This window comes from Pseudomonas sp. FYR_7, assembly GCF_043106155.1.
Lineage (GTDB): Bacteria > Pseudomonadota > Gammaproteobacteria > Pseudomonadales > Pseudomonadaceae > Aquipseudomonas > Aquipseudomonas parafulva_B.
In genome coordinates this window covers 85200-99975 of the sequence record NZ_JBICMI010000053.1, presented here as the reverse complement: position 1 = coordinate 99975, position 14776 = coordinate 85200, and the positions used below count along the sequence as shown (strand labels likewise).

At 61.7% G+C, this 14776-nt stretch carries 17 protein-coding genes; 6 read left to right on the top strand and 11 right to left on the bottom strand.

Annotation, left to right across the window (positions count from 1 at the left end):
* The first annotated feature begins 5 nt into the window (after positions 1-5).
* Genes ACF8R3_RS13800 through ACF8R3_RS13785 form a run of 4 tightly spaced genes read left to right on the top strand, consistent with a single transcriptional unit; the run spans position 6 to position 3074 of the window.
* Entirely contained in the window at positions 6-1049 is a 1044-nt protein-coding gene (locus tag ACF8R3_RS13800) for an acyl-CoA dehydrogenase family protein (RefSeq protein ID WP_058639274.1), read from the top strand.
* Complete coding sequence (locus ACF8R3_RS13795) at positions 1046-1801, top strand: PIG-L deacetylase family protein (protein WP_145254441.1); 756 nt, start codon at positions 1046-1048, stop codon at positions 1799-1801. The genes ACF8R3_RS13800 and ACF8R3_RS13795 overlap by 4 nt, the downstream gene beginning before the upstream one ends.
* A gap of 11 nt (positions 1802-1812) precedes the next feature.
* Positions 1813-2412, top strand: a complete 600-nt coding sequence (locus tag ACF8R3_RS13790; RefSeq protein ID WP_144965838.1) for a bifunctional 2-polyprenyl-6-hydroxyphenol methylase/3-demethylubiquinol 3-O-methyltransferase UbiG — start codon at positions 1813-1815, stop codon at positions 2410-2412.
* Complete coding sequence (locus ACF8R3_RS13785; RefSeq protein ID WP_078478625.1) at positions 2409-3074, top strand: glycosyltransferase; 666 nt, start codon at positions 2409-2411, stop codon at positions 3072-3074. Before ACF8R3_RS13790 ends, ACF8R3_RS13785 begins: the two co-directional genes overlap by 4 nt.
* 15 nt (positions 3075-3089) lie before the next feature.
* Here ACF8R3_RS13785 and ACF8R3_RS13780 read toward each other — a convergent pair whose 3' ends face one another.
* The 10 genes from ACF8R3_RS13780 to ACF8R3_RS13735 form a co-directional block, all read right to left on the bottom strand.
* The gene (locus ACF8R3_RS13780) at positions 3090-3950 is read right to left on the bottom strand and encodes a Ku protein (RefSeq protein ID WP_326383460.1); all 861 of its coding nucleotides are present in this window, start codon (positions 3948-3950) and stop codon (positions 3090-3092) included.
* A gap of 103 nt (positions 3951-4053) precedes the next feature.
* The gene (locus ACF8R3_RS13775; RefSeq protein ID WP_392515735.1) at positions 4054-4641 is read right to left on the bottom strand and encodes a nucleosidase; all 588 of its coding nucleotides are present in this window, start codon (positions 4639-4641) and stop codon (positions 4054-4056) included.
* A 145-nt stretch (positions 4642-4786) separates the two neighbouring features.
* On the bottom strand, positions 4787-5740 hold the full coding sequence (locus tag ACF8R3_RS13770) for a methyltransferase (protein ID WP_392515734.1): 954 nt from the start codon (positions 5738-5740) through the stop codon (positions 4787-4789).
* Entirely contained in the window at positions 5740-7086 is a 1347-nt protein-coding gene (locus ACF8R3_RS13765; protein WP_392515733.1) for an iron-containing redox enzyme family protein, read from the bottom strand. Before ACF8R3_RS13765 ends, ACF8R3_RS13770 begins: the two co-directional genes overlap by 1 nt.
* A 21-nt stretch (positions 7087-7107) precedes the next feature.
* Complete coding sequence (locus ACF8R3_RS13760) at positions 7108-7305, bottom strand: hypothetical protein (protein ID WP_058639267.1); 198 nt, start codon at positions 7303-7305, stop codon at positions 7108-7110.
* A gap of 60 nt (positions 7306-7365) precedes the next feature.
* Entirely contained in the window at positions 7366-7533 is a 168-nt protein-coding gene (locus ACF8R3_RS13755; protein WP_058604579.1) for a general stress protein, read from the bottom strand.
* Between the two features lie 147 nt (positions 7534-7680).
* Entirely contained in the window at positions 7681-8964 is a 1284-nt protein-coding gene (locus ACF8R3_RS13750; protein ID WP_392515732.1) for an NTP/NDP exchange transporter, read from the bottom strand.
* Between the two features lie 4 nt (positions 8965-8968).
* The gene (locus ACF8R3_RS13745) at positions 8969-9877 is read right to left on the bottom strand and encodes an aldo/keto reductase (protein ID WP_392474800.1); all 909 of its coding nucleotides are present in this window, start codon (positions 9875-9877) and stop codon (positions 8969-8971) included.
* An 81-nt stretch (positions 9878-9958) separates the two neighbouring features.
* Positions 9959-10846, bottom strand: coding sequence for a Dyp-type peroxidase (locus ACF8R3_RS13740; protein ID WP_392474798.1), 888 nt, complete (start codon positions 10844-10846; stop codon positions 9959-9961).
* A 125-nt stretch (positions 10847-10971) separates the two neighbouring features.
* The gene (locus ACF8R3_RS13735; protein WP_392474797.1) at positions 10972-11442 is read right to left on the bottom strand and encodes a sterol desaturase family protein; all 471 of its coding nucleotides are present in this window, start codon (positions 11440-11442) and stop codon (positions 10972-10974) included.
* Positions 11443-11840: 398 nt separating this feature from the next.
* Here ACF8R3_RS13735 and ACF8R3_RS13730 point away from each other — a divergent pair, with 398 nt between their 5' ends.
* A complete protein-coding gene (locus tag ACF8R3_RS13730) occupies positions 11841-12536 on the top strand; it encodes an MgtC/SapB family protein (protein ID WP_058604574.1) in 696 nt (231 codons plus the stop codon).
* A gap of 50 nt (positions 12537-12586) precedes the next feature.
* Here the strand turns inward: ACF8R3_RS13730 and ACF8R3_RS13725 are convergent, their stop codons facing one another.
* A complete protein-coding gene (locus tag ACF8R3_RS13725) occupies positions 12587-14134 on the bottom strand; it encodes a sensor domain-containing diguanylate cyclase (RefSeq protein ID WP_196185909.1) in 1548 nt (515 codons plus the stop codon).
* Positions 14135-14274: 140 nt separating this feature from the next.
* On the opposite strand from ACF8R3_RS13725, the gene ACF8R3_RS13720 reads away from it, so the two are divergent.
* Positions 14275-14775, top strand: a complete 501-nt coding sequence (locus ACF8R3_RS13720; RefSeq protein ID WP_058639262.1) for a DUF4142 domain-containing protein — start codon at positions 14275-14277, stop codon at positions 14773-14775.
* Position 14776: the final 1 nt, after the last annotated feature.

The following is a 14776-nucleotide window of genomic DNA, read 5'->3' as shown; positions in this document are numbered from 1 at the left end:
CGCGCATGAGCATGCCTCAGAACTATGACCTCACCCAGCTGGACCGCTTGTTGCGCACTTATGACGAGCGGCTGCAGCCGCTCAATGTCGACACCCAGTTACTTGAACTGATGAAAGCTTTGCAGGCCCATTGCCTGGATATTCTGCCCAGGCCGGGCCACGGCAATACGCTTGAGCGTTGGCAGACCTTGTCGCGGGTCGCCGGCTGTGACCTGGTGTTGGCCAAGCTCTATGAAGGGCATACGGACGCTTTGGCGATCCTGGCCGAGTGTGGTGCTGGCCATCTTTCGTCTGAGGGGATCTGGGGCGTGTGGGCCGCAGAGCCCCCGGATGCTCGTGCCGTCATCACCTCCCAAGACGGGGGCCGTGTCCGCCTCGGCGGAAAGAAAGCGTGGTGTTCGGGCGCCTTGCAAATCGATCAGGCATTGATCACCGCCTGGGACGAGTCCGGTAAGCCACAGCTGGTTGCCATCCGCTTGGCCGACCCAACCTTGGGCCTCAATATCGAGCACTGGCAGGCTGTGGGCATGGCCAGCACTGCCAGTGTCGAGGTCGAATTCAACGACACACCTGGTGTGCTCGTCGGTGCAGCGGGCCAATATTTGTCCAGGCCGGGCTTCTGGCACGGCGGCGCGGGCATCGCCGCCTGCTGGTATGGGGCGGCCGAGGCGCTGGCCGAATACCTGCGCGAGCACTGCCGCAAACCCAAACCAGACCCCCACGCAGACGCGCACTTGGGCGCTGTAGATGCCGCCCTGTGCGGCGCTCGGGCGGCATTGCGTGAATGTGCTGCCTGGATCGATCTTAACCCAGGCGCCGATGCCAGCCTGATCGTGCAACGCGTGCGCGCTCAGGTTGAACATGCCGTGGAACACGTCATGCGTCACGTAGGCCGAGCATTGGGTGCAACCCCGTTTTGCCGTAATGCCCACTTTGCGCGCTTGAGCGCAGACCTGCCGGTGTTCATTCGCCAAAGTCACGCCGAGCGAGACCTTGCAGCCCTCGGCGAACAGACCGCACAGCTTTCTTCCGGAGCATGGCAGCTATGAGTGAAGACCTGATCCAGTCCAATGATGGTACGCCCTGGTCAGCGTGGCAGCACTCGGCCCATCTGGCCCGGGCCACCTGGCTCAATGCACACCAGCTCTGCCCGCCTGGTCGACGCCTGGTGCTGATCGCACCCCATCCGGATGACGAGATTCTCATGGCAGGCGGTCTGCTGACCGATTTTGCCGGGCGTGAAGAGGACCTGGTGCTGATCTCGGCGACCGACGGCGAAGGCAGCCATCCCAGCTCGACCCGCTGGACAGAGCATCGTTTGCGTCGCGACCGGCCGCAAGAAAGCCGCAAGGCCATCGAGCAACTCGGGCTGGACCCCAAGCGTATCGATTGGCGCCGCCTGCACCTGAAGGACAGTCAACTGGCCAGGGAGGAAGCCTTTCTGGTCAGCCATCTGACTCAGCTACTGCGCCCTGAGGATGTGCTGATGACGACCTGGCGAGGTGACGGCCACTGCGATCACGAGGCCGTAGGCCGGGCCGGGGCACAGGCAGCGCTAGCGCGTAAAGCCCAGCTGGTGGAAGTCCCAGTATGGGCATGGCACTGGGGACAACCTGACGATCCACGTCTGCCCTGGGAGCGCGCGCACCGCTTGCAACTCAATGAGGGCCAGGTGGCACGCAAGCGCAAAGCCATTGCTGCACACGCCAGCCAGTTCGAGCCTGACGGTTGTACACCGCCGGTGCTACGCCCTAACCTGCTGGACTGCGTGCTACAGCCCTTCGAACTGGTCTTCTTGTAAAAGGATTCGCCATGAGTATCGATGCCCAATATTTCGCCGACCTGTATGCCGCCAACGAAGACCCCTGGGCCTTTCGTACCCGCTGGTATGAAAAACGAAAACGCGACCTGGTCATGGCAAGCCTGCCCCGGCAGTGTTACGAACGGGTGTTCGAGCCCGCCTGCGCCAATGGCGAACTCAGTGTGCTGCTGGCCGAGCGCTGTGCCGAGTTGGTGTGCCAGGACCTCGACCCGAAGGCTGTGGGCTTGGCCACCGATCGCCTGGCCGATGTCCGCCACGCACAGGTCGAACGTGCGCGCCTGCCTGCCGACTGGCCAGGCGGGCGTTTCGATCTGATCGTGCTCAGCGAAGTGGGCTACTACCTTGATCCCACCGACTGGTTGCAGGTAATCGAACAGTCTGTCGCCAGCTTGTCCTACGACGGCGGCCTGCTGGCGTGTCACTGGAAGCACCCGATTGCCGGGTGCCCCCAGGACGGGCGCGAGGTGCACCGAATGCTGTCCAAACACCTGCCGCTGTACCCGGTGTTCTGCCACGACGAAGCCGACTTCATCATGGCTTACTGGTCGAATCAGCCCAGCGTGGTAGACCTGGACGAGACGTGCATATGATCGGCATCGTCATTCCGGCCCACAACGAAGCCCGGCGTCTGGGTCGATGCCTGAAGGCTGCCTCGGCTGCCGCCCAACACGCTGCGGTAGCCGGTCATGAGGTCGATATTCTGGTGGTGCTCGATCGCTGTACCGACGGCACCGCCGCCGTCGCCCGGCGCCACGGTGCACACACCTTCGCCATCGATGCCGGTAATGTCGGCATGGCTCGGCGCGCGGGCGCAGAATGGATGCTCGCGCGCGGTGCCACATGGCTCGCCTGCACAGACGCCGACAGCCAGGTTCCTGCCCACTGGCTGACGTCACAGCTCGACTGCGGCGCTGAAGTCGTCTGCGGTACGGTCCATGTGAGCCACTGGCAGCCCTGGCAAACAGCCGCCTTACGCAAGCTCTACTTGAGCCGCTACGAGGCACGTGACGGGCACCGTCATATCCATGGGGCCAATCTAGGCGTAAGCGCCCAGGCGTATCAGCGCGTCGACGGCTTCCAGCCACTGGCTGCCCACGAGGATGTTCAACTGGTGCGGGACCTGGAAGCGCTGGGGGTGCCGATCAGTTGGTCGGCTGCGCACAGTGTGGCCACCAGCAGCCGGCGCGAGTGTCGAGCACGCGAAGGGTTTGGCGATTACCTGGCCGGCCTGCAGGAGCACCTGCAGGCCTAGCAGGTGTGAGTGTACTCAGGAAGCCTTGCGCGTACGTTTGGCGGGCTTCTTCGCCGCAGCCGGTTTCTTCTTGGGAGACGCGGTGCTTTTGCCGCCGAGGCTGCGTTTGAGCAGCTCGGTGAGATCGATGATGTCTGCGCTCTTCTCGCCGCTGCTGTCCTCGCCCTTCTCCACCGTCTCGATCTTGCCTTTGCTGGCTTTTTCCGCGACCAACTCCATGATTGTGTCCCGAAACGCGTCGTGATACTCGTCCGGTGACCAGGTGCCGGTCATGTCTTGAACCAGACGCTTGGCCATGTCCAGTTCCCGTTTGTCCACTTTGGCCTTGGTCACAGTCGGGTCCAGTTCAAGGGTATCGAGCCCACGTACCTCATCGGGCCAGCGCAACGTGATCATTACCAGGGCTTCATCCAGGGGTCGGATAAGCGCAAGGTGCTGGCGTGTGTGCAGCACGACTGTCGCCAAAGCCACTTTGCCGGTGGTGGCCAGCGTTTCGCGCAACAGCGCATAGACCTTGCCGCCGCGCCGGTCAGGGCTCAGGTAATAAGGGGTGTCGAAGTGTTGAAGGGGAATTTCCCCTGCGTCCACGAATGAAAAGATGTCGATCGTCTGAGTGGCCTCCGGGCGGGCCTTGCGGATCTCCTGTTCACTGATCACCACATAGCGGCCCTTCTCGTACTCTACGCCCTTGACGATGTTCTCCTTGTCGATGTCCTTGCCGGTGACTTTGTTGATGCGCTTGTAGCCCACTGGGTCCATGCTGCGCTTGTCCAGCCAGTCAAAATCAACGCGTTCACTGCTGACGGCGGAGTTGAGCGCCACGGGGATGTGTACCAAACCGAAACTGATGGCGCCTTTCCAGATTGCCCTGGCCATTGACATGCTCCCTGAGTGATCTGCTGATACCTCAAGTGACTGCGCCACATCAGGAAAGGTTTAACCGCAGTGCCCGGTGGCTCCCACAGCCATAGGCAGATATTCAGGCAGGATTGAAGAGCACCCGCTTGAAGGCTTCTGCCGCCAAGTGCACCTGCACGGACCAGTCGGTGGCCGCATCGCTCCCGGCATCGTCGGAGATGTATTTCAGGCATACGAACGGGATGTCCTCGGACCGTGCGACAAGCGCCAGCGCATAGGCCTCCATGTCGACCACGTCATAGGGCGCATCACCGTGCCTGATCTCGAAATTATCGCCTGTGCCACAGGTTTCGATAGGCAGCCCCGCAATGGCCAGCCCATGTTCAAGTACGACAGGGATGTCGGAAAGCGGCGTTTCGTAACGCGCAAACCCCAGAGGCGTGACGTCCATGTCGCGCTGGACGAACCGTGTGCAGCACACCAGGCTGCCCTTGCCATGCAGCCGACTGCCTGCCGAGCCGAGATTGACAATGAGCCTGGGCCTGTGCGTAGTCACAGCGCGGGTGAGCGCGATGGCCGCGTTCACCTTGCCAATACCGGTGAAGACCGTATTCAGATGCCCGAACAGACCGCCCGCCTCTGCCTCCAGGGCAAAGACGAACAGCGTGTCTTCCAGGGCTACACGGGGGAACAGCGGGGTCAGCATCATGGCTACGGTCCTTGGAGAAACGGTTGTCGATCTCGCTATTCTCTTTGAACCGGTGGTTAGGTCAAGAATGTGTCTGCACAGGCAGGTCTGCTACAGCAGCCGCTTAACGCCACGATGGGCCAGGCGTGTCGATAACACTCCGGTCTCAACGATTGCGCGTAACCGTCAGCGCTACCGCGGCGATACGTTCCACCCGCTCATACCCCGGCTCCAACAACTGCTCGCCGAACACGTCAGGGTCGATCTCTCGATAGACCCAGGAAAATTCAGGGCCTGCCAGCTGCTCGCGAACGCCTTCGAGCAAAGCGTCTGCCCCTTCGACGATAGCAACGCCGGTATACAGCAACAGTGATCCGCCTACGCTCAGTCGCTCAAGGCTCTGCTCGATGATGCGTCGCGAAAGATCCGCTCCGAGCGATCCTCCGCCATGGCGATACGTGCGTTCACCATCGTCAAGCATGTAAGGCGGATTGGCCACGATCAAGTCGAACTGACCTGTCACGTCCTGCAGGATATCGCTTTGCTGCACAGACACATTACCGATGTCGGCAAGTGCCGTATTGACCGCAGTAAAACGCAGCGCCTTGGGGTTGATATCCACGGCGGTCACCTGCGCGTGCTGCGCAGCACGAGCGATCACCAATGCGCCCACCCCTGTGCCACAGCCAATGTCCACTGCACGCTCAATGCGCTTGGGCGTCGATCGCAGGTGATCCTGGATGACATGAGCGAACCGGTAGCTGTCGGGGCCGAAGAACACCGCATCGCTGGCCTGCGTAGGGTAGGCCGAGTGCACCAGTAGCAGCCCGTCTAGGCTCGACCAACGAATGGTACTGGCCAATAAGTCTCGATGAGACTTCACCACGCCAGCGGTTTTCATCAAGTCCAGCTCATCGGCCGAAAGCATCGAGCCGGCGAATGGCCGGCTCCAACCGAATACATCCCGGACGGTGCAAGCCTTCTCAGCGCCTGGTCGCGCATTAACCAATGCATGGGTCGCCGGTGTCACGCAGGTAAAGTGGTAACCATCAGCGCGAAGGCGCTTTCCCAGCTGTAGCAGAGCCTGGTCAGCGGCTGTCTGAGGTGAATCGAGGGGCATCAGTGAGATCCTTCTTGGAGCAGGCCAGTGGCCTGTATGTAAGCCTGAGTCGCGGCCAGTCCTTCGGGCGTCGCATGTTTATTGCCGGACATGGCACAGATCAACGTATCCATATCGTGGTGCGCAGGGCGCTGCCGCTGGGTAACCGGCGCCTGGTCCTGCAACTGCAGGGCGGCCTCCCAGCTGCCGGGTAACACACGGCGAATGCGAGATTGTGAACCTGCGGCGATCCAATCGTGCCACAGCTGCTTCTCGTAGGCGGTAAATACACCATACATGGGCGCGGTTGGCCCCTCGATCAGCGTCCACCAGCGGGTTTGCTCAGGAGCTTCGCCGCGGCGAATCCAACCTTGGGCTTGCATGGCGTCAAGAAAGGCCGGCATGGCGCCTGGCTCGGCCAGCCATTGGTTGATGGTGCGTTTTTGCAGACGGCAGTGGTCCGAGTGCATGAACTGCCCAAAATTGCGCTTGTGCTCCAGGGCCTGGAGCAGCTCAGCTTCCAAGTCGAAACTTGCGATGAGCGCAGGGGTGCTGATCCCTAGATCATTGAGACGGTAGCCCCGACGGACCCGCTCATAAAAGCCTGCCACGTCATCAGCCGGGCACAACTGACGCAGGGCCTGGAGCGACAGATGGGCATGACCGCTGGCTGCATTGTCGATAGTGACGTGCAGCTGGAAGTAAAATCCGTCGATGCCCAGCTCAGCCAATTCGTAAGTTGTGATCAACAGGTGCAAAGGCGGTTGTTCGTAGCCAAGGTTGTAGCCGATCACTTCAGGTAAATAGTCCTGGCCATACTCGCCAAGGGCCAATTGCAAGGACGCCTGCAGGTAGCGGGAATCGTCCAGGTCCGGACGCTCCAGGCAGCCGAGCCGGCTCATCAGGCGCTGGTAGATCAGCACGTGGTTGCAGCGAGGGTCACCGCTGCCCAGCTCCTCGAGGTAGGTACGGATCAGGCCGTGGTAGCGTGGATCTCGCCATTGACGCAGGGCACTGAACAACCACGCGCCGTCCACAACCTTGGTGGGTTCGACTTGCTGCAGGAACCACAACGCCTGGGCGCGGTTGGCGAAATAGCGCCGCGGGCCGCCCTGCTTGCGCTGCTCCAGGTACGCCTTGTATCCCTCGGCCACACCGGCAGCGTGCTGCAAGCTCCAGGCGTCGAGTTGCGCTGGGTCATCCGGCAGGTCGTCAGGCATGCTCCGGGCCTGAGCCAACTGGCTATCGAGCCAGGCCCGGCTACTGGTGTCCTGGCCCTCGAGCAGGGCGTGATAGCGATCTTTCAGGCTGGGAGCGATAGATGGGGCTTGGACCATCGCGGCGGTCTGGCGGGTCATGACCGTCATGGCGTATTCCTCGTGCGCGTATTATTGGTTGGCTTTCTGCCCTGGCATTGGCTCAGGGGCTGGCGCAGAACGGGGTGCGGTTTGTTCGTCAGGTTTTTGCATCTGCAAGGACGGCTTGCTGGCATCGGAGTCCTTGCCGGGGTGATTGTTGTCGCGGTCAAAACAACCGCCGACGAGAGTCAAGGCGCCCATGAGAGTGATCAGTGGGAATGTGCGCATGGCTGGCTCCTTATTCGAAGAATCGCAGTGCCAGGCTAGCCTGGCACTGCAAGGCTTCACTTACGACTTGCCGCCTTTGCGGCCCGACTCGCTGGAGTGGCTTGCTTGCCCCCCTTTTTTGCCGGCTTCGGAAGCCTTTTCACGGTCATTGGCGAAGTTGCCCGAATTTTTGCTACCGCCCTGGCTGCCCTGCTGGTTACCGCTACGGCTGTTGTCTTTAGTGGCCATGATCTGAAACCTCTTATGACTTCGGAATGCACGGCGCCAATGCCGTACATGACTTGGGAGTACACCCGTGCGCGAGGATTCGTATTATCGAGAAGGCTTCTGACAAACGGCGTTAAAGAAGGGTCAGCCCAATAGTTGGCGTACCTGTCAGCGGCGATGGCTTTCGTCGCGTCGACCTTGCTGGCCACCGAGCCAATGACCGGTTGCGGCCCAGCAGACGGCAAGTAGCGCTCCGATTAGCATGGCCACCTGTGGATGATCCCCCATCAGGTCCAGGGCCCGCTTTATCCAGCCGCTGACCGCATCCCCGCCTCGGTAGACCACGGTGTCGATGAAGTTCTTGGCCTTGTACTTGTCTTCGGCGCTGACCACGGTGAACAGCATCTCGCGGCCAGGCCGAACCAGGGCATACTCGCCGGCCCGCCGTACGACCATCACGATGACGAACAGGGCGAAGACAGGCGACAAGGCCAGGCACATGAACCCGGCAGCCATGGCCAGCGGCACTGCCACCAGCAACACCCGCACCCCCAGGCGTCGAGCGAGCCGACCGGTGAAAAACAGCTGCGTGAGAATGGCCAGTGCCTGAACGACTGCATCTATTGCGCCGAACACCTGCGTCTGCCGAGTACGGTCGGTGAAGGTTTCACTGACAATGCGAGCCTGTTCGAAATAGAGGAATGTGCTGACACTGGCCAGCAGCACGACGAACAGAGCAATACCGAGCAGGTACGGCGTGCGTATTACCGCCGTTGCACCGGAAAACGGATTGCCGCCCAGTGCGCGGCCCTCGCAAGTGGGATCGCGGGTCGGGAGTGGATTATTCGTGCGCCAACGCTGCAACACCCAGGCGGCCAGTACGCTGACCAGCAGCAACACGGCCGCGAGCGTCAACAAACCGGGGTGTCCGAGGGGCGCAACCAGCAGCGTGCCGAGCAGCGGCCCGCACAATCCGCCCACACTCGCCCCTGCTGCCAGTACGCCGAACAGGCGCTTGCCTTGCTCGGTGCTGAACAGGTCGGCAAGTACGCTCCAGGCCAACGAGATACTCAGCAGATTGAATACCGACAACCAGATATAGAACGCCCGCGCCACCCAAGGCCCGTCGGGATGGCGTGCCAATAGCGCGGCAAAGGCGAGCAGGTTGCAGATGAAGAAGCCATAGGTCCAAGGCAATATGTGCCGGCGCCGTACACGGGAGGCCATCCAACCAAACACAGGCAGGCAAACCAACGTGGCGATGAAGGTACCGGTGAACAGCCATTGCAGGTTTTCGACGCCACCGGCAACGCCCATGGTTTCTCGCACGGGCCGGAGCATGAAATACCCCGTGAACAGCATGAAGAACAGTAGGCTGCCTGCCAGAACCGCTGGCGCTTCCCCGGGCCGCATGTCCAGCATCTGCTGTAGGCGCTGTCGCCGCGTCACCATGGTGTCAGGCGAACTGTTTGATCAGCGCTTGCTGCTGCGCCTGGGTAAGCATCGGACCCTGCCCTGCCTTGAGTTGGTCCAACTGACGATCCAGTCGGCCAGTGGCCGGTATCACGGCGGTGACTGCCGGGTGGCTGAGTGCGAACTTCAGGAACAACTGGGCCCAGCTACCGACGCCCTGTTCCTGTGCCCATTCTGGAAGGGCGCGATCCTTGACCGCCGCGAACAGACGACCGTCATCGAAGGCGCGGTTGATCAGCACCGCCACGCCCTTGTCACGGCACAAGGGAAGAAGCTCACGCGCAGCGCCAGGGGCATTGACTGCGTAATTGATCTGGATGAAGTCCAGAGCCTGGCTGCGCACGATCGCGGCCACCTGGTCGTGTCCCGAGTCCAGATAGTGGGTGATGCCCACATAGCGTGTCTTGCCCTGTTGCTTGAGTTCACGTGCATAGGGCAACTGCTGTTGCCAGTCACGCAAATTGTGCACTTGTAGCAGGTCCACCTTGTCCGTGCGCAGGCTGCGCAGCGTGCCGTCCCATTGGGCCTGCGCATCTGCGCGGCTGTTGGCGGCGATCTTGGTGGCAATGAAGCACTGGCGGTGCCACCCGCCTTCGGCGAGCAGTTGACCCAGGATGCTGTCGGCGCCGCCGTAGTTGGGAGAGGTGTCGATGACCCGACCGCCACCTTTGAAGAAGGCTTCAAGCACCTGATACAGCTGCCGGTAGTCCGCTGAGCCGGCCTCGACTTCGAAGCTGCCTGACGTGCCGGCGCCGATCACCGGCAGTAGCTCACCCGTTGACGGAATCGGCCGCGAGAGCAGGCTCGCCATTGCAGCTGCGCTCAGCCAGGGGCTGGTGGCCAGCAGACCGATCGCAGCGCCCGCACGTAGGACATCCCGACGTCCATACATAGGAAATCTCCGTAACAGAGCGGAAATATCCAATGCTAGTTCGTGGAAGCTGTCTTGCGATCATCTTGTGTATCTGGATGTTTAAGCCTCGGGCTGCAACAACAGGCGCAAGTCCAGCGAACCCTGCGCCATCGGCGGGCACCAGTAGTAGCCCCCGGTCAGCGGGCGTGTGAACTGATACAGGGCATCGATCACACCGTCCTCCAGCCCGCTCATGCGGCGCAGCTGAACCTCGAACGAGGTGAAAGACGTACCCAGCGCCACGAACGCCAGCCCTGCACCGCGGGTATCAGCCCAGGAAACCGAGCGACGCACCATGAAAGCCTCCGGTGCATAGCTTTCCTGGGCAGTACGCTTCACATGGGCGGACTCAGGCGCATCCTCCAGTTCCTCGTTATCGCTCAGGCGCCGGCCGATGATGTTGTCCTGCACCTGCTGTGGCAGCGATTTGAAGTAGTGCATGTCGTGCTTCCACAGCTGGAACGCGGCGAAGCTCGACCCCTGCAAGCCAGGCGCGCCCTCACTCAGGATGGCGGCTTCGATGGCGTCGTCGCCGCTGGGGTTTTCCGTGCCGTCTTCGTAGCCCGTCAGATCCCGGCCGCCTCGGTGGAGGAAGCCATCAACATGATCAACCAGCGCAAAGGCTGGGCTCAATAGACGCTCCAGCGCCTGGGCCTGCAGATACAGGTCCCCGCGTTCGTCTCCCCGCAACCACAGCCACAGCGCATGCTGGGTACTGGGGTTCTCGACCGCGGCGTCCAGCAGCGGGAACGGGGTCAGGCCTTGGATCTGGGCGTTCAGGGCTTTTGCCAAAGGGGCGCCCACACCCAGTGTCACACGCAGGCCGTCGACATGGCCCAGCAAGGCATCGAGGGCCGCAGGCACGGCCTCGGTTGACTCGATGGAGAAGAACAGGTGACGCGCGTGCACCGGCACGGGCGTGGCAAGCAGACCTTGCTGATACGGCATGAAGGGCGAGTCCTGGGGTGAAAAGCGCGCATGCTACTGCGCAGGTCCAGACAGTGCAATGTATGCCGGGCAGGCAGGATGGTGGAGGCAACCCGGTCAGCAAAGGCGCCTGTGCGCTTGAGACCTCAGAGAGCAGAGCCCCTGTTGCGCCGCAGCTCGCGCACCAGCCGCTTTAACGGGGGCGCGTAGAAAAAACCGAACGACACGCTACCCTTGCGCCCTTTGACGGCGTGGTGCAGCCGATGCGCGCGGTGCAGGCGCGTCAGGTACCGCCCCACCGGGCGCACCGTGCGGGGCCAGTGACGGTGAAAAAAGCCGTCATGCGCGATTACGTACAGCGCGCCGTAAGCCGCCACCCCGCCTCCGACCCACTGCAATGGCGCATGCCCGGCTTTGCCGACCGCCACCAGTGCCAGCGAAATCACCGCCAGTGCCAGCAGGTACACGTCGTTGGTTTCGAGCACGCCCAGCTGGGGTTCGTGGTGCGAGCGATGCAGCCACCAGCCCCAGCCATGCATGATGTACTTGTGCGCCAAGGTGCCGACACCCTCCATGGCCACCAAGGTGCCAAGCAGGACGAGGATATTGAACAGCATGGATCAGCCCGCAACGGTTCAGAAAAGGCAAAAGGTTAACCATTGGCCGTGAATTTTTCCATCGTACCGGCAGGCTTGTCAGGCATTTGCGGATGAAGCCATTGTCATGTTTTTACCCTTGACCTGATCGAGGGTCGGGCTTATCGTCCGCGCCGCACTTTTGCATTCACCAATAGGAGCCCTGCATTGGACACTAGCCCCAGTCGCTTGCGACAGGCCCACGCGGCGCGCTAGCCCGGCAGTCTCCCACGCTGCCTGGCCGAGTTGCCGAGGCAGCCGATGCACAGCATCGCCCCCTCCTTCCCCCCCCGTGGTCCTTTCGCATCTCTGGTTTTTACCACCGCGCTTTCTTGAGTGATGGCGTTAGAGCGGGCCTGTGCCCGTGGAAGAGGTTCATAATGGATTGGAAAGTATTTCTGCTGCGTGTCAGCACCGCCCTGCTGCTGGGGGCTTTGATCGGCGCCGAACGCCAATTGCGTCAGCGCTTGACTGGCCTGCGCACCAACGGCCTGGTCAGTACGGGTGCCTGTCTGTTTGTACTGATGACCCAGGCGGTTCCAGGCATGGCGCCTACCGACGCCTCCCGGGTGGCGGCGTATGTGGTGTCGGGTATCGGTTTCCTGGGCGGCGGCGTCATCATGCGTGACGGCTTCAATGTGCGGGGGCTGAACACCGCGGCAACGCTGTGGTGCACCGCTGCCATCGGCGTGCTGTGCAGCCTGGGGCTGCTGCTCGAAGCAGCCCTGGGCGCGGTGGTCGTGCTGTGCGCCAACATCTTGCTAAGGGATATCGCCCAACGCCTGGACCGCCAGGAGGTGGTGCCCGCCACGGAGGTAGAACAGCAGTTCGAGGTGCGTATTGTCTGTCGAGCCCAGGATGAGATTCAGGTACGCAGCTTGATGCTGCATAGCCTCGGCGAGCCTGAACTGCGCCTGCAGTCCTTGCACAGCGAGGACTTGCCAGACCCGGCCCGCCTGGAAGTGCGTGCCCAGTTGCTGGGTACCTCACAGGCGCCCGCCCAGTTGGAGCGGCTGGTCAGCCGGGTCAGCCTGGAGAAGGGCGTCAGTTCGGTACGTTGGCAACTTCAGGCATGAAGTCGATGCCCGCCAGGGCCAGGCGGGCTGCCTGCATCCCGATGCGGTTCTCAAGGGTCAGCGACCGCGTAGCGGTCCCGGCCCTGGCGCTTGGCTTCATACAGTGCCGCATCTGCGGCTTCGAGCAGTTGCTGTGGACTCTGTTCACTGCGCGTGGGTTCTGCCACCGCAATACCCGCACTGAAAGAGACGATCCCCAGTGGACTGCCCGCATGCACCAGCATCTCCTTGCGCAGAGCTTGCTGCAGCGTCTCGACAAACGCCTTGGCTCCGCGTAAATCCGTGTCGGGTAACAGCAAGGTAAACTCCTCGCCCCCGTAGCGTACGGCCAGATCTGCCGGACGCTGGGCGGCTTGGCGCAGCAGTTCGCCGAAGCGTTGCAAGCACTGATCGCCTGCCGCATGTCCGTAACGGTCGTTGTAGGCCTTGAAATGATCCAGGTCGAGCATCACCACGCACACCGGATACGCCTGGCGCCGAGCCCTGCGCAGCTCGGGCTCGAACACCGCGTCCAGCCTGCGACGATTACCCAACCCGGTCAGGCTGTCGGTCAAGGCAAGGGTCTTGAGGGTCTGGTGGGCCTGGTGCAAGGCGCGCTCGATCACGATGCGTTCGCGCACCTGGCGAAGGACCACCCAACCGAACAACGCAAGGACCATGACCAGCACCAGTAACACCACCAGCGATTTGATTGCATCCTGGCGCCAGGGGGCGATGATTGACTCGCGTGACAGGCCCGCTTCGACCACCAGCGGGTAGCTGGCCAAGGCTCGGTAAGCGTACAGGCGCGGTGTACCATCGACGACGGCCACCGCTTCGACCAACCCTTGGGCTGCATAGGGCAGGTGGTGCTTGAAAATATCGCTGTTGGCCAGGTTACGCTCAAGCAGCGGTTCCACGAATGGGCGCCGCACCAGGATCGTACCGTCGCGCTTGGCCAGCACCAGCGCACCACGTTCGTCGATCTTGAATTCGCCGTAGTAACGCACGAACCAGTCGACCTTGATGGTCCCAAGCAGTACGCCCGCAAAACGCCCATCCGGATAATTCAGGCGCCGAGAAATAGGTACGATCAGATCGCCCGTCGAGCGGCTGCGTACCACTGCACCGATGCGAATGGCGCTATCGGGATGGTCGCGGTGGTAGATGAAGTAATCACGGTCGCCATTGTTAGCGGCCGGCGGCGTTGCCGAGCGGTCCGTGACGAGCCAGCGACCATGGCTGTCGTAGATGAACAGGCCGTGGAGCTGAGGGATGATGCGCACCTGTTGGCTGAGCAACCCATGCATGCGTTTGCGATCCAAGTGCTCGAACCCATCGCCTTGCACGCGCTCCACCAGCGCCGCACTGATGGAATCGACCTGGCGAATGGCATCCTCGGCATGCTGGGCGGTGGCCTGGGCCAGATTGGTCACCATGTTCGCGGCATTGTGGAACGCGTCCCGGTAATCACGCCAGATTCGCCAGCCCTCAACGGCTGCGAACGTGGTCATGACCACCAGCATGAACGCCAGCACCAGGCGAAACAGGGCTACCGCTCGTCCCTGGCCCGCCAGCGCAAGGGCTCTTTCTTCATCGGTCTGCCTGGCGCTTCGCATGCACATCCCCTGCACGTGCTTGGTCAACGCTGTTGACCACTGCCACACCCTGTTGATGCAAAAAAGATGAAACCTTTGGCCTGCGCGCGCCCTCAACAGTACGCGACACTGATGTCGCGCCATCGTTTAAGGAGTGAAACATGAGCAATCTCTTCGTCAAGCGCGTCGGCCTTTCCATGGTGCTGGGCATGGCCTCGGTTCACGCCTTTGCTGCCAGCTCGGACGACTTCGTAGACGCGGCTACCGAAGCCGGCATCGCAGAGATCGTGACCGGCAACCTTGCTTTGGAAAAAAGCCAGAACGCCGAGATCAAGACCTTTGCCCAGCACATGGTGACCGACCACACCAAGGCCAACCAGGAGCTGGCAGAAATTGCCAAGAAGCTGGACATCTCGGTGCCCGATGATGCGGCCATCACCGACAAGGTGAAAAAAGTGATTCTGGAATGGCGTGACGAGTCCTTCGACAAGTCTTACGTGAACAATCAGGTCGATGCTCACGAGAAGACCGTCGAACTGTTCAAGAAAGAAGCCGCTTCTTCTGACAAGGCTGAGCTCAAGGCATTCGCTGCCAAGACCCTGCCAACCCTTGAGAAACACCTGCAAGAAGCCAAGGCACTGCAAACCCAGCATGGCAAGTGAG